The organism is Streptomyces sp. NPDC088785 (genome assembly GCF_044750685.1).
Classification (GTDB): Bacteria; Actinomycetota; Actinomycetes; order Streptomycetales; family Streptomycetaceae; genus Streptomyces.
Genome location: NZ_JBIVKH010000001.1, coordinates 1,199,947 through 1,216,681 on the forward strand (window position 1 = coordinate 1,199,947; position 16,735 = coordinate 1,216,681).

At 72.4% G+C, this 16,735-nt stretch carries 17 protein-coding genes; 13 read left to right on the top strand and 4 right to left on the bottom strand.

Features of this window, described 5'->3' with window-relative positions; all coding sequences use genetic code 11:
- Window positions 1-50 precede the first annotated feature (50 nt).
- From ACIP5K_RS05530 to pstB, 12 genes are all read left to right on the top strand, one after another.
- Window positions 51-443, top strand: coding sequence for a GntR family transcriptional regulator (locus ACIP5K_RS05530; RefSeq protein ID WP_401405304.1), 393 nt, complete (start codon window positions 51-53; stop codon window positions 441-443).
- Window positions 440-1,333, top strand: a complete 894-nt coding sequence (locus ACIP5K_RS05535; protein ID WP_401405142.1) for an ABC transporter ATP-binding protein — start codon at window positions 440-442, stop codon at window positions 1,331-1,333. Before ACIP5K_RS05530 ends, ACIP5K_RS05535 begins: the two co-directional genes overlap by 4 nt.
- Window positions 1,330-2,331, top strand: a complete 1,002-nt coding sequence (locus tag ACIP5K_RS05540) for a hypothetical protein (protein ID WP_401405143.1) — start codon at window positions 1,330-1,332, stop codon at window positions 2,329-2,331. The genes ACIP5K_RS05535 and ACIP5K_RS05540 overlap by 4 nt, the downstream gene beginning before the upstream one ends.
- Window positions 2,328-3,284 carry a hypothetical protein gene (locus ACIP5K_RS05545; RefSeq protein WP_401405145.1) on the top strand — a complete coding sequence of 319 codons (957 nt, stop codon included), beginning with the start codon at window positions 2,328-2,330 and terminating at the stop codon, window positions 3,282-3,284. Before ACIP5K_RS05540 ends, ACIP5K_RS05545 begins: the two co-directional genes overlap by 4 nt.
- A 157-nt stretch (window positions 3,285-3,441) precedes the next feature.
- The gene (locus ACIP5K_RS05550; RefSeq protein ID WP_401405146.1) at window positions 3,442-4,413 is read left to right on the top strand and encodes a hypothetical protein; all 972 of its coding nucleotides are present in this window, start codon (window positions 3,442-3,444) and stop codon (window positions 4,411-4,413) included.
- A gap of 414 nt (window positions 4,414-4,827) precedes the next feature.
- A complete protein-coding gene (locus ACIP5K_RS05555; RefSeq protein ID WP_401405147.1) occupies window positions 4,828-7,281 on the top strand; it encodes an RNA degradosome polyphosphate kinase in 2,454 nt (817 codons plus the stop codon).
- Window positions 7,262-8,257, top strand: coding sequence for a CHAD domain-containing protein (locus tag ACIP5K_RS05560; RefSeq protein WP_401405149.1), 996 nt, complete (start codon window positions 7,262-7,264; stop codon window positions 8,255-8,257). Before ACIP5K_RS05555 ends, ACIP5K_RS05560 begins: the two co-directional genes overlap by 20 nt.
- A complete protein-coding gene (locus ACIP5K_RS05565; protein ID WP_401405151.1) occupies window positions 8,254-8,715 on the top strand; it encodes an NUDIX hydrolase in 462 nt (153 codons plus the stop codon). The genes ACIP5K_RS05560 and ACIP5K_RS05565 overlap by 4 nt, the downstream gene beginning before the upstream one ends.
- Window positions 8,716-8,934: 219 nt before the next feature.
- A complete protein-coding gene (pstS, locus tag ACIP5K_RS05570; protein ID WP_401405153.1) occupies window positions 8,935-10,065 on the top strand; it encodes a phosphate ABC transporter substrate-binding protein PstS in 1,131 nt (376 codons plus the stop codon).
- 117 nt (window positions 10,066-10,182) lie between these two features.
- Window positions 10,183-11,190 carry a phosphate ABC transporter permease subunit PstC gene (gene pstC, locus ACIP5K_RS05575; protein WP_401405155.1) on the top strand — a complete coding sequence of 336 codons (1,008 nt, stop codon included), beginning with the start codon at window positions 10,183-10,185 and terminating at the stop codon, window positions 11,188-11,190.
- A complete protein-coding gene (gene pstA, locus ACIP5K_RS05580; protein ID WP_401405157.1) occupies window positions 11,187-12,257 on the top strand; it encodes a phosphate ABC transporter permease PstA in 1,071 nt (356 codons plus the stop codon). Before pstC ends, pstA begins: the two co-directional genes overlap by 4 nt.
- A 50-nt stretch (window positions 12,258-12,307) precedes the next feature.
- Window positions 12,308-13,084 carry a phosphate ABC transporter ATP-binding protein PstB gene (gene pstB / locus ACIP5K_RS05585; protein ID WP_401405159.1) on the top strand — a complete coding sequence of 259 codons (777 nt, stop codon included), beginning with the start codon at window positions 12,308-12,310 and terminating at the stop codon, window positions 13,082-13,084.
- Window positions 13,085-13,212: 128 nt separating this feature from the next.
- On the opposite strand, the gene ACIP5K_RS05590 is transcribed toward pstB, so the two are convergent.
- Window positions 13,213-14,211, bottom strand: a complete 999-nt coding sequence (locus tag ACIP5K_RS05590; RefSeq protein WP_018527889.1) for an inorganic phosphate transporter — start codon at window positions 14,209-14,211, stop codon at window positions 13,213-13,215.
- Between the two features lie 9 nt (window positions 14,212-14,220).
- Window positions 14,221-14,841 (bottom strand): DUF47 domain-containing protein, encoded by a 621-nt coding sequence (locus tag ACIP5K_RS05595; RefSeq protein WP_401405162.1) that lies wholly within the window; start codon window positions 14,839-14,841, stop codon window positions 14,221-14,223.
- A gap of 181 nt (window positions 14,842-15,022) precedes the next feature.
- Here ACIP5K_RS05595 and ACIP5K_RS05600 point away from each other — a divergent pair, with 181 nt between their 5' ends.
- Window positions 15,023-15,367, top strand: a complete 345-nt coding sequence (locus tag ACIP5K_RS05600; protein ID WP_401405164.1) for a metal-sensitive transcriptional regulator — start codon at window positions 15,023-15,025, stop codon at window positions 15,365-15,367.
- Between the two features lie 40 nt (window positions 15,368-15,407).
- Here ACIP5K_RS05600 and ACIP5K_RS05605 read toward each other — a convergent pair whose 3' ends face one another.
- Both ACIP5K_RS05605 and ACIP5K_RS05610 read right to left on the bottom strand, forming a co-directional pair.
- The gene (locus tag ACIP5K_RS05605; RefSeq protein ID WP_401405165.1) at window positions 15,408-15,593 is read right to left on the bottom strand and encodes a hypothetical protein; all 186 of its coding nucleotides are present in this window, start codon (window positions 15,591-15,593) and stop codon (window positions 15,408-15,410) included.
- A gap of 139 nt (window positions 15,594-15,732) precedes the next feature.
- Window positions 15,733-16,608 (bottom strand): hypothetical protein, encoded by an 876-nt coding sequence (locus ACIP5K_RS05610; protein WP_401405167.1) that lies wholly within the window; start codon window positions 16,606-16,608, stop codon window positions 15,733-15,735.
- Between the last annotated feature and the right edge of the window lie 127 nt (window positions 16,609-16,735).

A 16,735-nucleotide genomic window follows, 5' to 3' on the forward strand; every position in this document is an offset into this window, starting at 1 on the left:
AGCCCGTCGATCCGGCCGAGCCCGCCAGGCGGGCCGAGCCCGCCGGACCAGTGATCGAATTCCGCATCGACCGCCACAGCGGCGTCGCCACCTACTTGCAGATCGTCCACCAGACCGAGCAGGCACTGCGGCTCGGCATGCTCGAACCCGGCGACAAGCTGCCCACGGCCCGCGAGGTCGTCGAAGCCACGGCCATCAATCCCAACACGGTCCTCAAGGCCTACCGCGAGCTGGAGCGCGACGGCCTCGTGGAGGCCCGCCGCGGCCTGGGCACCTTCGTGCGCAGGTCCCTCGGCTCCGGCCCCGGCGACTCGCCGCTGCGCAGCGAGCTGGAGGACTGGACGCGACGGGCGAGGGAGGCGGGGATGGACCGCGAGGACGTCGCGGCCCTGTTCACCGTCGCGTTGGAAACACACTTCACCACCACCAAGGGGACTTCATGAGTACGGCGATCGAGGCGACGGCCCTCGGAAAGCGCTACGGCCGGCAGACCGCCGCGGCCCTGGACGACTGCTCGTTCCGGCTGCCCACCGGCCGGATCAGCGCGCTCGTCGGGCCGAACGGCGCGGGCAAGTCGACCCTGCTCTCCATCGCGGCCGGCCTGCTGCGCCAGAGCAGCGGCGAGCTGCGCGTGCTCGGCGGCGCCCCCGGCGAGTTCCGCGCCAAGGTCGCCCACCTCTCCCAGGACAAGCCCCTGCACCCCCAGCTGTCCGTCGCCGACACCCTGCGCATGGGCGCCGAGCTGAACCAGGAGCGCTGGGACGCGGCCTACGCGACACAGATCGTCGAGGCCGGCTCGCTCGACCCCCGCACGAAGATCCGCGCGCTCTCCGGCGGCCAGCGCACCCGCGTCGCGCTCGCCCTCGCCCTCGGCAAGCGCCCGGAGCTGATGCTCCTCGACGAGCCGATGGCCGACCTGGACCCGCTGGCCCGGCACGAGCTGATGGGCACCCTGATGGCGGACGCCGCCGAGCACGGCACGACCGTGCTGATGTCGTCCCACATCGTGTCCGAGCTGGCCGACGCCTGCGACCACCTGCTGCTCCTCGGCGGCGGCCGGATCCGGCTCGGCGGCGGCATCGACGACCTGCTCGCCGCGCACAGCCTGGTCACCGGCCGCGGCGACCTGACCGGCCACACCGTCATCGAGTCCCGCGCCTCGGGCCGCGGCGTCACCGCCCTGATCCGCAGGGACGGCCCCGTCGACGACGGCTGGGAGGTGCAGCAGCCCTCCCTGGAGGAGCTGCTCCTGGCCCACCTGCGCGCCCCCGACGCCCCCGCGCTGCTCACCCCGAGCACCGCGGCCGCGCCCCGCACGGCGGTGACGGCGTGAGCACCACCCTGGACGAGCCCGCCACGGCCACCGGCCCGCGCCCGGTGCGCCGCACCCTGCCCGGCGCCGACGGCCTGGTGTGGACCGTGCTGCGCCTGCACCGCACCGCCCTGTGGGTGTGGACCGGCTATGTCGCCGTCAGCGCCGGCCTGCTGCTGTGGCTGTGGGGCCCCGGCGCCTCGACGGCCCAGCAGGCGTTCGACGCGTTCGGGTACGCGGGGGCGCAGGACGTCGCCTGGGAGGGCCGCACCGCCGCCCTGGCCTTCCTCGGCACCTCCTTCGACTCCCTCTTCTACGACCCGGCGACGCTCACCCGGATCGCGGCGGTCGCCGTCGCCGTCTTCGCGGCGGGCCCGCTGATCGCCCGCGAGCTGGAGCTGGGCACCGCACGCCTCGCCTGGACCCAGTCGGTCACCCCGGCCCGCTGGCTGACCGCCAAGCTGGCGCTGCCCGCGATCGCCGTCACCGTCGGCACCACCCTCGTCGTCGCCCTGTACGTGTTGGTGTGGCGGTCCCACAACCACCTGCTGATCGCCGGGATCGGCCCGCGCTCCCTCTACTTCGCCATCGGCCCGGCCACGATCGCGAACGTCCTGTTCGGACTCGCCCTGGGCGTCTGCGCCGCGCTCGTCGTCCGCCGCACCCTGCCCGCCGTCGTGGCCGCCGGGACCGGCACCTATCTGGTCGGCGCGCTGCGCGCGAACTCCTGGCCGTTCCAGGGCGGCCACCCGCAGCCGGAGATCCCCGTCCACAGCAAGGCGATCACCTCCACCGGCGCGGAGATCCCCGACCCCGGGTGCTACATGGACCGCAAGTGCCTCGCCGCGCACGACGTCACCGGCTTCGACCGGCACTACCTGCCCTCACCGGACTACTGGCCGCGCCAGCTCACCGAGACGGGCATCCTGCTCGCCCTCACCGCCCTCCTCGTCGTCGCGGCCTTCCTGGTCCTGCGCCGCCACCAGCCGAAGAAGCCCGCGAAGGGGGCCACCGCGTGAGCACGCTCTCCCTCCCCGTCGCCGTCTCCCCCCGCTCGGGCCTGACCTGGACCGTGCTGCGGCTGCACCGGGGCACCCTGTGGCTGTGGACGGCGTACGTCGTCCTCCTCGCGGGTGTGCTGCTGTGGGCCTGGGGACCGGGCACCTCCGGCCTCGGCCTCGCCGGCCCCTGCGACCCGGCGGTGGCCAACGAGTGCGTCGCCGACGGCCCCACCGCCGGCGCGTTCCACTACGCCCTGTCCTTCGTGGACACCTTCCTGTCGATGCTGCCGGCCGCCGCCGCCGTGTTCGCGGGCGGCGCCCTGATCGGCCGCGAACTGGAGAGCGGCACCGCCCGGTTGGCGTGGACCCAGTCCGTGCCGCCGGCCCGCTGGCTGACCACGAAGCTGGCGCTGCCCGCTCTGGCCCTGGTCACCGGCACCACGCTGCTGGTGGTGCTGCGCCGCCAGGTCGCCGCCGCGGCGCCCGACCTCCCGCAGAACCGCTGGTTCTCCGGCAGCTTCGAGGTGCTGGGACCCGTCGCGATCGCCCTGCCCCTGCTGGGCCTCGCCTGCGGCGCGCTGATGGCGTTCGTGCACCGCCGGGCGCTGACCGGGGCCGGGCTCGGCCTGGTGCTCACGGTCGCGCTGACCATGTCCGCCGCCCTGCTGCGCCCGCGCCTGTGGCCCACCGAGACCCGGGTGGGCACGGTCGAGCAGAACTACCTCAGGTTCCCCGGCTACCTCATCGAGGAGGGAGCGGTCACCTCCTCCGGCGCGCACATCCCCGACCCGATGTGCGTGGGCGACGCCGCCTGCGTCGCCGAGCACCACATCACCGGCTACTACCGCGAGGGCCACCCGCCCTCCCACTTCTGGCCGCTCCAACTGGTCGAGACGGGGCTGCTGCTGGCCGTGACGGCCCTGATCGTGCTCGCCACGTACGGCATCCTGCGCAGGAGGGTCGCCCGATGACGTCCCCGGCCCCCGCCCACCCGCCGGCGGGGCCCGCCGCCCTCCCGCGGCCGGCGGCCCACCCCGCGGACCGGGCCCTGCCCCCGCGGCTCCCCGGCACGGCCGGGCCCTCCCCGGCGCCCCGCGCGTCACGACGCCCCGGAAAGAGATCCGGCTCATGACCCAGACCCTCCCCGCGCCCGCGCGCCGCCCGCGCGTCCCGCGCCTCACCGGCCCCGTGCGCACGACGCTGCGCCTCCACCGGGTCGCCCTGTGGCTGTGGCTCGCGACGGTCCTCGCCGCCTGCGGCCTGCTGCTGTGGCTGCACGGCCCGGGAGCGGACGCGGCCGTGCGCCAGCTGGCCCGCTGCGCGCCCTCGGACTGTGACTACATCGGCGGCCCGTCCTTCCGGTACGAGCAACTCCTGCGCTCCGTCGGCGCGTTCGTCTACCTGACGCCGTACATCGCGGCGCTCTTCATGGGAGTCGTCTGCGTGGGGCGCGAACTGGAGCGCGGGACGGCCCAGTTGGCCTGGGTGCAGTCCGTCAGCCCGGCGCGCTGGCTGGCGACGACGCTCGCCGTCCCCGCGGCCTGGTTCATCGCCGGGACGATCCCGCTGGTCACCCTGTTGCACCTGGTGGCGACGAGCGGGCCGGAGCCGCGCATCCCCTGGTACGACGAGTACCTGTTCCTCGGCTCGGGGCCGCTCGCCCTCACCCGCGTCGTGCTCGGCCTCGCCGCGGGCGCGCTCGGCGGCGTCCTGTTCCGCAAGGCGCTGGCCGGCGGGGTCGCCGGGGTCGCCGCGTTCCTGGTCACCGGGTACCTGAGCGCGCGCTACCGGATCAGCCTGTGGCCCACCGTCACCGAGCACGGCCCGGTCCCGCCGGCCGCGCCCGCGGGCGCCCAGGTGCTCCGCCGCGACGCGGTCACCGCCGCGGGCGAGCACGTCACCAACGACCTGGCGTGCGTCGACGCGGGCGGCGCGGCCCAGCTGCGGCGCTGCGCCCGCGGTTTCCAGGACTTCTCGGTGACGTACCACCCGTCGTCCCACTACTGGCCCCTCCAGCTGACGGAATCGGCCGGCATCCTGCTCCTCGCGGCGGCCGCCACGGCGGCGGCCTTCGCGATCCTCCGCCACCGCACCCCCTGACCCACCCCCGCGCCCCCGCCCCGCACGTCCCGGGCGGTCCGCCGCCGGGGCGGCAGGGGGTGGGCGAGGCGGCCCGCCGGGCGCGGGGGCCCGCCGGGCGCGGCAGCCCGCCGGGCGCGGCAGCCCGCCGGGCGCGGGGGGCCGCCGGACGCGGCAGCCCGCCGGGCGCGGGGGGCCGCCGGACGCGGCAGCCCGCCGGACGCGGCAGCCCGCCGGACGCGGCAGCCCGCCGGGCGCGGCAGCCCGCCGGGCGCGGGGGCCGCGCCCGGCGCACCCGCGCCGGAGACCCGGCCCCCCGCACGACCCCCCGAGCCCCACGGCGCGCCCCGCCCGACAACCCCGCGCCACACCCCCATATCCCGCACGTCACATCGCCGTAACCACTGATTCAGACGCGGTTGCGACCCTCACGGAATGCAGCCCCCCGCGCCCGACACCCCCTCGGCCCCGCCGGAACCCCCCACCCCGCAAGCGCCCGCCCCCGGCCGACTCCGCCTGGCCCCCGCGCTCAGCGACCTTCCCGGCGCGCCCGAGACCGTCTCCGCGCGGAAGAATGGGTCCATGAGCCAGCCGAACGCCGCCCAGGACCAGTCCGCAGCCGAGTCCGAGCCCTCCTCGGCCTCGCACCCCCAGCCCTCCGTCGGCTCCCTGGCGGCGCACCGCCCCCATCCCGTGGCGAGCGGCGACTACGAACGCTCGGCCGCCAAGCTCGCCGGCATCGTCGCGGACATCGACGCGGACCCGGACGACTACGCGGAGGAGTACACCGCCGAGGACGGCGCCGAGCTGCCCCAGGGCCGCTTCCTGGACCGGGAGCGCAGCTGGCTGGCGTTCAACGAACGCGTGCTCGAACTGGCCGAGGACCCGACCACGCCCCTCCTGGAGCGGGCGAACTTCCTGGCGATCTTCGCGTCGAACCTGGACGAGTTCTTCATGGTCCGGGTGGCCGGCCTCAAGCGCCGCATCGCGACGGGCGTCGCCACCCGTTCGGCCTCCGGGCTCCAGCCCCGCGAGGTGCTCGAACTGATCTGGAACAGGTCCCGGGAGCTCATGGCCCGGCACGGCGCCTGCTACCAGGACGAGGTCGCCCCGGCCCTGGCCGACGAGGGCATCCACGTCGTGCGCTGGAACGAGCTGACCGACAAGGAGCAGTCCCGGCTCTACACGCTGTTCATGCAGCAGATCTTCCCCGTGCTGACCCCCCTGGCGGTGGACCCGGCGCACCCCTTCCCGTACATCTCGGGCCTGTCCCTGAACCTCGCGGTCGTGGTCAGCAACCCGGTCTCCGGCCACCGCCACTTCGCCCGCGTGAAGGTCCCGCCGCTGCTGGCCCGCTTCCTGGAGGCGTCCCCGCAGCGCTACGTCCCCATCGAGGACGTGATCTCCGCGCCCCGGCACCTGGGCGAGCTGTTCCCCGGCATGACGATCGAGGAGCACCACATGTTCCGCGTCACGCGGAACGAGGACCTGGAGGTCGAGGAGGACGACGCCGAGAACCTCCTCAAGGCCCTGGAGAAGGAGCTGATGCGGCGCCGCTTCGGCCCGCCGGTGCGCCTGGAGGTCGAGGAGACCATCGACGCGGAGGTGCTCAGCCTCCTGGTGCGCGAGCTGAAGGTCAGCGAGGCGGAGGTCTATCCGCTGCCCGGCCCGCTCGACCTCACCGGCCTCTTCTCCATCGCGGGCATCGACCGCCCCGAGCTGAAGTACCCGAAGTTCGTCGCGGGCACCCACCGCGACCTCGCCGAGGTGGAGTCGGCGTCGGCGCCCGACATCTTCGCCGCGCTGCGCAGCCACGACGTGCTGCTGCACCACCCGTACGACTCGTTCTCCACCTCCGTCCAGGCGTTCCTGGAACAGGCCGCCGCCGACCCGGACGTCCTCGCCATCAAGCAGACGCTGTACCGGACGTCCGGCGACTCCCCCATCGTCGACGCGCTGATAGAGGCGGCCGAGGCGGGCAAGCAGGTCCTCGTCCTGGTCGAGATCAAGGCCCGCTTCGACGAGCAGGCCAACATCAAGTGGGCGCGGAAGCTGGAGGAGGCCGGCTGCCACGTCGTCTACGGCCTGGTGGGCCTCAAGACGCACTGCAAGCTGTCCCTCGTGGTCCGCCAGGAGGGCGAGTCGCTCGTCCGCTACAGCCACGTCGGCACCGGCAACTACCACCCCAAGACCGCCCGCCTCTACGAGGACCTGGGCCTGCTCACCGCGAACCAGGAGGTCGGGGCCGACCTCTCCGACCTCTTCAACCGGCTGTCCGGCTACTCGCGCCGCGAGACCTACCGCCGCCTCCTCGTCGCCCCCAAGTCGCTGCGCACGGGGCTGATCACGCGGATCGAGAAGGAGGTCCAGCACCACCGCGCGGGCCGCCCGGCCTATGTCCGTATCAAGGTCAACTCGATGGTCGACGAGGCCATCATCGACGCGCTGTACCGGGCGTCGCAGGCGGGCGTCCCGGTCGACGTGTGGGTGCGCGGCATCTGCGCCGTGCGCCCCGGCGTCGCCGGCCTGTCGGAGAACATCCGGGTCCGCTCGGTCCTCGGCCGCTTCCTCGAACACTCCCGGGTCTTCGCCTTCGGCAACGCCGGCGAGCCCGAGGTGTGGATAGGCAGCGCCGACATGATGCACCGCAACCTCGACCGCCGCATCGAGGCCCTGGTCCGGGTCGAGGACCCGGCCCATCGCGCCGCCCTCAGCCGGCTGCTCGAAACGGGGATGTCCGACGGCACCGCCTCCTGGCACCTGGGCCCGGACGGCAACTGGACCCGGCACGCGACCGACCCGTCGGACCCGGCCGGACGCCCCCTGCGGAACGTACAGGAGATGCTCATAGACGCCCGGAGGCGCCGGCGTGGCACAGCGACACCTTGAGTCCGGCGAGCCGCTGGGAACCGGCCCGCACCCCGGACCGCAGGACGGCGACGTCCTGGAGACGTACCTCCGGGAGCAGGCGACCGAGTTCCTGCGCTCGCTGCGCCGGCACGGCGAGAGCGGCGCGGCGGGCGGCCCCGCGGCCGAGGCGGCCCGCACCCTGCGCCGCGCCGCCCGCCGGATCAGCGGCACCCTGCACACCTTCCGCCCGCTGCTCGACCCGGAGTGGTCGGACGCGCTGCGCCCCGAACTGGCGTGGCTGTCCGGCACGCTGGCGCAGGAGCACGCCTGCGCGGACCGGCTGACCCGGCTGGCCGACGCCCTGCACCGGCTGACGTCGGCGGCGAACGGCTCCGCGCTGCCCCAGCAGGCGGCGGCCGCCGCCCCGGCCGCCGCCAGCACCCTGGCCCTCGGCGCGGCCAAGGCGGCGGCGCTGCTGGAGCGCCAGCTGACCCTGGCCAGGACGCGCGCCCACAGCGCCGCCCTCCAGTCGCTGGGCAGCCCGCGCTTCCACGCGGTGGCGGACCGGGTCGCCGTGCTGGCCAGCGAGGTGCCGCTGGCCGGCACCCCCGCGGCGCTGCCCAAGCTCGCCGGGGAGGCCGAGTCCCGGCTCACCGAGGCGGTCGCCGCCCTGCACCACACCGCGGGCCGCGCCCCCACCCCGTACAACCCGGACGCGGACGCGCCCTGGCACCACGTACGCCTCCTGCTGCGCCTGCACCGCTACGCGCAGGAGGTGCTGCCCGGCCCGGACCCGGCGTCCGTCCGGCTGACCGCCGCGGCGCACGCCCTGAACACGCACCGCGACGCCGCGGAGGCCGCGGCCGCGGCGGCGCACGCGGCACGCACCCCGCGCATCGCGCCCGCGACGGCGTACGCCCTCGGCGTGCTCCACGCCGATCAGCGCCATCAGGTGGAGGCCGCCAGGACCGCGTTCGGACAGGCATGGCAGCGAGAGACGGTGGGAACCCCATGACCGTGCCCGGCATCCCCGACACCCCCAACGGCCCCGACGCCCCCGACGCCCCCGACACCGTGCTCGCCGCGGGCTGCGTCCTGTGGCGCCGCTCCCTGGTCCACGAGGGCCTGGAGATCTGTCTGGTGCACCGCCCCAAGTACGGGGACTGGTCGCACCCCAAGGGCAAGCTCAAGCGCGGCGAGGCGCCGCTGGCGGGCGCGCTGCGCGAGGTGGGCGAGGAAACCGGCCACGACTGCGCCCCGGGCGCCCCGCTGCCCACCCTGCGCTACCGGGCCAACGGCCGCCCCAAGAGGGTCGACTACTGGGCGGCGGAGGCCACCGGCGGCGTCTTCCTGCCCAACCGGGAGGTCGACCGCCTGCTGTGGCTGCCGCCCGCGGCGGCCCGCGCGCGCCTCACGCAGCCCCGGGACCGCGAACTCGTCGACGCCCTCCTCGACGCCCTGCACATGACGTGACGTAACCCCTCCGTGACCTAACCACACCGCCTGCTTAGGTTCACCCTCCGTTCACTCACGGCCATCGGTCACTTCACCTGATCTGCTTAATTTCAGCCTTACGCGGTGCGCCCCCGGCGACGGGAAACGGCTCGCCGCTCGACTGGAATTCCGCAGACTTTCGCACGCCGCCGCAGTGCCAGACACCCGGCCGGCGGCTCCTGGAAGGAACATCCGAAGGTGAAGCTTCAGCGCAAGAACCGGCTCCGCGCCCTCTCTCTCGGCGCTCTCGCCGTCTCCGGCGCCCTGGCCCTCACGGCGTGCGGCTCGGACGACACGGACAGCGGGAGCAGCAGCCCCAGCTCGTCCTCGAACGCCAAGAACAACATCGAGTGCAAGGACGCCAAGGGCCAGCTCCTCGGCAACGGCTCCTCGGCGCAGGCGAACGCGATCGACGCGTGGCGCCAGACGTTCTCGCAGGCCTGCTCGGGCGTGCAGATCAACTACAAGCCCGAGGGCTCCGGCGCCGGTGTGACCGCCTTCAACCAGGGCCAGGTCGCCTTCGCCGGCTCCGACTCCGCGCTCAAGCCGGAAGAGGTCGCCGCCTCCAAGAAGGTCTGCAAGGGCGGCCAGGGCATCGACCTGCCGATGGTCGGCGGCCCGATCGCCGTCGCCTACAACCTGGACGGCGTCGACAGCCTCGTCCTGGACGGCCCGACGCTGGCCAAGATCTTCGACTCGAAGATCACCACGTGGAACGACAAGGCGATCAAGAAGCTCAACCCCGACGCCAAGCTCCCCGCCACGAAGATCCAGGCGTTCCACCGCTCGGACGAGTCCGGCACCACGGACAACTTCACCAAGTACCTCAAGGCCACGGCCGCGAGCGACTGGAAGTACGAGGGCGGCAAGGCCTGGCAGGCCAAGGGCGGCCAGTCCGCGCAGGGCTCCTCCGGCCTCGCCCAGCAGGTCAAGCAGACCGCCGGTTCGATCACCTACGTCGAGCTGTCCTACGCCAAGGACGGCCTGAAGACGGTCGACATCGACACCGGTGCCTCCACCCCGGTCAAGGCCACGACGGACAACGCCTCCAAGGCGATCGCCGACGCCAAGGTCGTGGGCACGGGCAAGGACCTGGCCCTGGAGCTGAACTACGCCACCAAGGCCGACGGCGCCTACCCGATCACCCTCGTCACCTACGAGATCGTCTGCGACAAGGGCAACAAGTCGGACACCCTCGCCGCCACCAAGTCCTTCCTGACCTACATGGCCGGCGAGCAGGGCCAGGGCGCCCTCGCCGAGCTGGGCTACGCCCCGATCCCGGCCGAGATCAACGCGAAGGTCCGCGAGACCGTCGCCGGCATCAGCTGACCCCCGTGCGGGCCGCCCGGCTCACCTTGAGTCCGGGCGGCCCGCACCGTCCGGTGCACCGCCGCCAGAAGTCCGTAGCACCCCATCGGGTACGGGACTTCGCAGACCGGAGACCCCATGGACCTCACCACGCACCCCCCCGCGCCACCGGCGCCCGTCGACCGCCCCTCCCCCGCCCAGGCCAAGCGCGCCGCCCGCGGCGCCACCCGCCCCGGAGACCGGATCTTCCTCGGCCTCTCCCGCGGCGCGGGCATCCTGCTCCTGGTCGTCATGGCCGCGATCGCGGTCTTCCTGACCTACCGCGCCGCCCTTGTCCTCCCCGACAACAACGGCAACTTCCTCACCACGTTCGAATGGAACGCGACGGCCGAGCCGCCCGTCTTCGGCATAGCCGTGCTGGCCTTCGGCACCGTCGCCACCTCGGTCGTGGCCATGCTGATCGCGGTCCCGGTCGCCGTCGGCATCGCGCTCTTCCTCACGCACTACGCACCGAAGCGGCTGAGCGGTCTCATCGCCTACGTGATCGACCTGCTCGCCGCCGTGCCCTCGATCGTCTACGGCCTGTGGGGCGCCCTCTTCCTGGTGCCGCACCTGGAGGGCCTGTTCGGCTGGCTCGACGCCTACTTCGGCTGGACCGGCGTCTTCGCCTGGCAGGGCGGCGCGCCGCGCACCCTGCTCACCGTCGGCATCCTGCTGGCGATCATGATTCTGCCGATCATCACGAACGTCTCCCGCGAGGTCTTCAAGCAGGCCCCCCTGATGCACCAGGAGGCGGCCCTCGCGCTCGGCGCCACCCGCTGGGAGGTCATCCGCATGTCGGTGATCCCCTTCGGCCGGTCCGGCGTGATCTCGGCCTCGATGCTCGGCCTCGGCCGCGCGCTCGGCGAGACGATGGCCGTCGCCACGGTCCTCTCCCCCGACTTCCTGATCCACGCCAGCCTGCTCGACCCGGGCGGCGGCACCTTCGCGCAGAACATCGCCGCGAAGTTCGCCGAGGCCAACGACCAGGGCCGCGACGCCCTCATCGCCTCCGGCCTCGTCCTGTTCGTCATCACCCTCATCGTGAACGGTGCGGCCCGCATGATCATCGCCCGCCGCAAGGAGTACTCGGGGGCCAACGCATGAGCACCACGACCCCGCTCGCGAAGGGCCCCGGCCCCGGCTCGCTCAGCGCCGCCCGGCTGCCCCGCTGGTTCCCCTGGGTCGCGGCCGTCGGCTCGGTCGCCGTCGGCTGCGCCATCGGCCTCGGCGCCGGCCTGTCCAGCCACGTCCAGTGGGGGCTGCTCGCCGCCCTGGTCTTCGTCCTCGGCACCTATGTGATCGCCGCGAAGGTCGAGGGCCGGCGCCAGGCCAAGGACCGGGTGGCGACCAGCATCGTCTGGGTCTCCTTCGTCCTGGCGGTGATCCCGCTCGCCTCGCTGGTCTACGAGACCGTCAAGCGCGGCGTGAAGGTGCTCGACCCGTACTTCCTGACCCACTCGATGGGCTTCGTCACCAGCTACCAGCCGGGCGGCGGCATCTACCACGCCCTCCTCGGCACCCTGGAGCAGGTCGGCCTCGCCACCCTGATCTCGGTCCCGATCGGCCTGCTGACGGCGATCTACCTGGTGGAGTACGGCCGGGGCAGGCTCGCGAAGGCCGTCACGTTCTTCGTCGACGTCATGACGGGCATCCCCTCGATCGTCGCGGGCCTGTTCATCCTGTCCTTCTGGATCCTCATCCTGGGCTTCGGCTACTCCGGCTTCGCCGGCTCGATGGCCCTGTCCATCCTGATGATCCCGGTCGTGGTCCGCTCCACCGAGGAGATGCTCAAGCTCGTCCCGAACGAGCTGCGCGAGGCCGCCCTCGCCCTCGGCGTGCCGAAGTGGCGCATGATCCTGAAGGTCGTCCTGCCGACGTCGATCGGCGGTATCACCACCGGCGTGATGCTGGCGGTCGCCCGCATCGCGGGCGAGACGGCCCCGGTCCTCCTCCTGGTGTTCGGCAACCCGCTGATCAACGCGAACCCCTTCGACGGACCGCAGGCGTCCCTGCCGCTGTACATCTACGACCAGTACGCCAAGAGCGGCGGCAGCCAGGCGGCGTACGACCGCGCCTGGGCGGCGGCCCTGGTGCTGATCGCCTTCATCATGATCCTCAACCTCGTGGCCCGCGGCATCGCCCGCTGGAAGGCCCCGAAGACGGGCCGCTGACGCGGCTGACTGAGCTCCTCAGCGACTCGAACCGGAAGTGACGTAATCCCATGGCCAAGCGAATCGACGTCAGCGGACTCACCGCTTACTACGGATCCCACAAGGCGATCGAAGACATCTCCATGACCGTCGAGCCCCGCTCGGTGACGGCCTTCATCGGCCCCTCCGGCTGCGGCAAGTCGACGTTCCTGCGCACCCTCAACCGCATGCACGAGGTCACCCCCGGCGGCCGCGTCGAGGGCAAGGTCCTGCTGGACGACGAGGACCTGTACGCCTCGGCGGTCGACCCGGTCGCCGTGCGCCGCACGGTCGGCATGGTCTTCCAGCGCCCCAACCCCTTCCCCACCATGTCGATCTTCGACAACGTGGCGGCGGGCCTGAAGCTCAACGGCACGTACAAGAAGTCGCAGCTCTCCGACGTCGTCGAGAAGTCGCTGAAGGGCGCCAACCTCTGGAACGAGGTCAAGGACCGCCTGAACAAGCCCGGCTCCGGCCTCTCCGGCGGCCAGCAGCAGCGCCTGTGCATCGCCCGCGCCATCGCGGTCGAGCCGCAGGTCCTGCTCATGGACGAGCCCTGCTCGGCCCTCGACCCGATCTCCACCCTCGCCATCGAGGACCTGATCGGCGAGCTGAAGGAGCGCTTCACGATCGTCATCGTGACGCACAACATGCAGCAGGCGGCCCGCGTCTCCGACCGCACCGCGTTCTTCAACCTCGCGGCGGTCGGCCAGCCCGGCAAGCTCATAGAGATCGACGAGACGGAGCGCATCTTCTCCAACCCGTCGGTCCAGGCCACCGAGGACTACATCTCGGGCCGCTTCGGCTAGGCCCCCCCCGATCCCCTCGTGGTGCTGCATGGCGGTGCCGCCACGAGGCAAGAGAGAAGCCCCGCCCTCCGCGAGGAGGGCGGGGCTTCGATCGTCGCGGGCGCGGGGAACCACGCGCCGGGCGCCGCTCAGCCGAAGGCCAGCCAGACGATCCCGTAGGACGCGGCCGCGACCAGCGCCGCCGCCGGCATCGTGATGAACCAGCCGATGACGATGTTCTTGGCGACACCCCAGCGGACCGCGTTCACCCGCTTCGTCGCCCCGACACCCATGATCGCCGAGGTGATGACGTGCGTCGTGGAGATCGGCGCGTGGAACAGGAACGCCGAGCCGAACATGATCGAGGCACCGGTCGTCTCGGCGGCGAACCCCTGCGGCGGGTCCAGCTCGATGATCTTGCGGCCGAGCGTGCGCATGATGCGCCAGCCGCCCGCGTAGGTGCCGAGCGACAGCATCACGGCGCAGACGATCTTGACCCAGACCGGGATCGGGTCCTCGAACGTCTCGTGGCCGCCGATGACCAGCGCCATGACGACGATGCCCATGGTCTTCTGCGCGTCCTGGAGGCCGTGGCCGAGCGCCATGCCGGCCGCCGAGACGGTCTGCGCGATCCGGAAGCCGCGCTTGGCCTTGTGCGGGTTGGAGCGCCGGAAGAGCCACATGATGGCGGTCATCACCAGATAACCGACGACGAGACCGATCACCGGCGAGGTGAACATCGGGATGACGATCTTCTCCCACACCCCGGACCAGTAGACGGTGGTCCCGCCCGCGAGGGCGGCACCCACCATTCCACCGAACAGGGCGTGCGAGGACGACGAGGGAAGCCCGAAGTACCAGGTGATGAGGTTCCACACGATGGCACCGGCGAGGGCGGCGAACAGAATGCCCATGCCCTTGTCGCCCTCGGGGGTCGCGATGATCCCCTCACTCACCGTCTTGGCGACACCGCTGCCGAGGAAGGCACCGGCGAGGTTCATGACGGCGGCCATGGCCAGCGCCGCACGGGGCGTCAGCGCACGGGTGGATACGGAAGTGGCGATGGCGTTCGCAGAGTCGTGGAAGCCATTCGTGTACGTGAATCCGAGCGCGACGCCGATCGTCACGATCAGGGAGAAGGTGTCCATGAGCCGGCCTCAGGACTCCTTCACGGCGATGGTCTCCACCGTGTTGGCGACATGCTCGAACGCGTCGGCGGCTTCCTCCAGCACATCCACGATCTGCTTCAGCTTCAGCACCTCGATGGCGTCGTACTTGCCGTTGAAGAGCGTGGCCAGGAGCTTGCGGTGGATCTGGTCGGCCTGGTTCTCCAGACGGTTGACCTCGATCCAGTACTCGGTGAGGTTGGACATGGTCCGCAGATTCGGCATGGCCTCGGCGGTCAGCTCGGCCGCCCGGGCCAGGACCTCGATCTGCTGCTCGACGCCCTTGGGCAGTTCCTCGACCTGGTAGAGGACGACGAGGTCGACGGCCTCCTCCATGAAGTCCATGATGTCGTCGAGGGACGACGCGAGGTTGTAGATGTCCTCGCGGTCGAAGGGCGTGATGAACGAGGAGTTCAGCTGGTGGAAGATCGCGTGGGTGGCGTCGTCACCGGCGTGTTCGGCTGCCCGCATCCGCTCCGCGATCTCGGCCCGGGCGGAGGAGTCCGCACCGAGCAGTTCCATCAGGAGCTTCGAGCCCGTGACGATGTTGTCCGCTGACGCGGCGAACATGTCGTAGAAGCTCGTCTCCCTGGGGGTCAGACGAAAGCGCACGTGGGGTCCTCGGGGTGCTCTGGATTGGGTCAGGCTGATGCTAGGCGCATCATCCGGCCACGGCTAACCGGCGTTCCCCCAGTGTCGCCCATCAGGCACAGTGATCAGCACGGGGTGGGGGGAATCGAGTACCATATACCCACTGGGGGTATATGAGGACGGCAACGGGAGGTCGGACACGATGACCACGGACGCGACACAAGCAGAGCCCACGGCCGAGATCGTGACCGACCACGACCGCGGCATCCACGGCTACCACCACCAGAAGGCCGAGCACCTCAAGCGCCTGCGCCGCATCGAGGGCCAGATCCGCGGCCTCCAGCGGATGGTCGACGAGGACGTCTACTGCATCGACATACTCACCCAGGTCTCGGCCTCCACCAAGGCGTTGCAGTCCTTCGCGCTCCAGCTCCTGGAGGAGCACCTGCGCCACTGTGTGGCGGACGCCGCACTCAAGGGCGGCGAGGAGATCGACGCCAAGGTCGAGGAAGCCACCAAGGCGATCGCGCGCCTGCTGCGCACCTGAGCCCGCCGCGCGGGCGGCGGCCCGAGGGCCGCCGTCCACGTCAGTGCGGGTCGCCCGGTCCTTCGGGCGATCCCTCCGCGACCCGCAGCACCTCGTCGATCCGGTCCGCGCTGAGCCGTCCCTCGGAGACGGCGGAGGCCGCGATGATCAGCTCTCCGCAGAGCTCGATCTCGGCGAGGGCGACGTAGTCCTGAACAGCCGTACCGCCCACCGGAGCCACGCGCATCACCCCTTCCGCGGTTGCCGACTCATGGAGTCGGCTTCCTAGAGTAGGCAGCCGTGCACGCCCGGCGCATGGCACGGAAGAACCATTTCCGGCCCCCCACCCGAGCCCCGGACCGCCCCGGCGGCACCCGCCGGGCGCACTAGCGCTCGGCGACCTTCCCCGCATAGATGTCCTTCTTGTCCGGAAGCTCGACCTCCGCCGGCCTCCCGAACCCGTAGAACAGCGTCGTCGACGCGACGTCCACGTCCTTCTTCGGCTGCCCCGGCGCCTGCTGCTCGGCGAAGCGGAACCGGTGCGTGATCTTCCGGATCAGCCCCGCGTCGTCCAGATACACGTCGAAGGGCACCGGCGCGCTGCCGAACCCTTTCACCGCGGCGGCCAGCGCCTTCCGGTTCCCCGCGGACGCGGCCCTCGCGGCGGCGGCCAGATCGACGCGCCCCCGGTAGTGCCGCGTCGCCACCCCGGCGACATCGCTCCGCCCCACGTACGTCACCCCGCGCGCGCCGCGCAGCAGTTCGGCGGCGACCAGCGGATCGGTGGCCCCGCCCGTGACGAGGTTGCCGTCATTGAGGGAGGCCGTGTCGAGCCGCACCCACTTGTCGGCGGGCACGCCCGCGCCCCGGTTCTTCATGTAGAGGGCGCCGGGCGCGAGGAGTTCGGTGATGGGCCGGTGCTCCTGGGCGCCGGCCGCGTCCTGCGGCAGCCGCACCTGGAGCCGGCCGAGCCCGGCCCGGTAGTCGTAGGACCCGGCGCCCCGGATGGTGACCCGGGTGCCGCCGCTGGCCATCTGCATCGACGTGCGCGCCCGGGAGCCGCCCTCGCGGACCAGCCGGTCCGGGGCGTCCCGCACGGCCTCGACCGGATCGCTCCCGCGCTCCCCCGCGCGGGCGCCGCCCCCGCACCCCGCCGCGCCCGCCACGACACCCGCCAGGGCGGCGGCGACCGCCGCCGCTCTCCGTGCCGACCTCAGCGGATGCGCCGAGCCGGCCGAGCGCCCGTCCTGCTGCACCACCATCGCTTGCCTACCCCCAAGCCTGTCCGTGTGCGTCGTGCGGCCCCGCTGTCCCCCCGGTTAACGACGAGTAGGGGCAGCCGTCACGCGAACGGGGGCTTCCCAGGAGCGTTCACACGGGCCCGCTACC

Bases quoted from the DNA above. Each gene is read 5' to 3' on its own strand.
- ACIP5K_RS05535 (WP_401405142.1), top strand. From the start codon at position 440: ATGAGTACGGCGATCGAGGCGACGGCCCTCGGAAAGCGCTACGGCCGG.
- ACIP5K_RS05550 (WP_401405146.1), top strand. From the start codon at position 3,442: ATGACCCAGACCCTCCCCGCGCCCGCGCGCCGCCCGCGCGTCCCGCGC.
- ACIP5K_RS05555 (WP_401405147.1), top strand. From the start codon at position 4,828: ATGCAGCCCCCCGCGCCCGACACCCCCTCGGCCCCGCCGGAACCCCCC.
- ACIP5K_RS05565 (WP_401405151.1), top strand. From the start codon at position 8,254: ATGACCGTGCCCGGCATCCCCGACACCCCCAACGGCCCCGACGCCCCC.
- pstC (WP_401405155.1), top strand. From the start codon at position 10,183: ATGGACCTCACCACGCACCCCCCCGCGCCACCGGCGCCCGTCGACCGC.
- pstA (WP_401405157.1), top strand. From the start codon at position 11,187: ATGAGCACCACGACCCCGCTCGCGAAGGGCCCCGGCCCCGGCTCGCTC.
- pstB (WP_401405159.1), top strand. From the start codon at position 12,308: ATGGCCAAGCGAATCGACGTCAGCGGACTCACCGCTTACTACGGATCC.
- ACIP5K_RS05590 (WP_018527889.1), bottom strand. From the start codon at position 14,211: ATGGACACCTTCTCCCTGATCGTGACGATCGGCGTCGCGCTCGGATTC.
- ACIP5K_RS05600 (WP_401405164.1), top strand. From the start codon at position 15,023: ATGACCACGGACGCGACACAAGCAGAGCCCACGGCCGAGATCGTGACC.
- ACIP5K_RS05605 (WP_401405165.1), bottom strand. From the start codon at position 15,593: ATGCGCGTGGCTCCGGTGGGCGGTACGGCTGTTCAGGACTACGTCGCC.
- ACIP5K_RS05610 (WP_401405167.1), bottom strand. From the start codon at position 16,608: ATGGTGGTGCAGCAGGACGGGCGCTCGGCCGGCTCGGCGCATCCGCTG.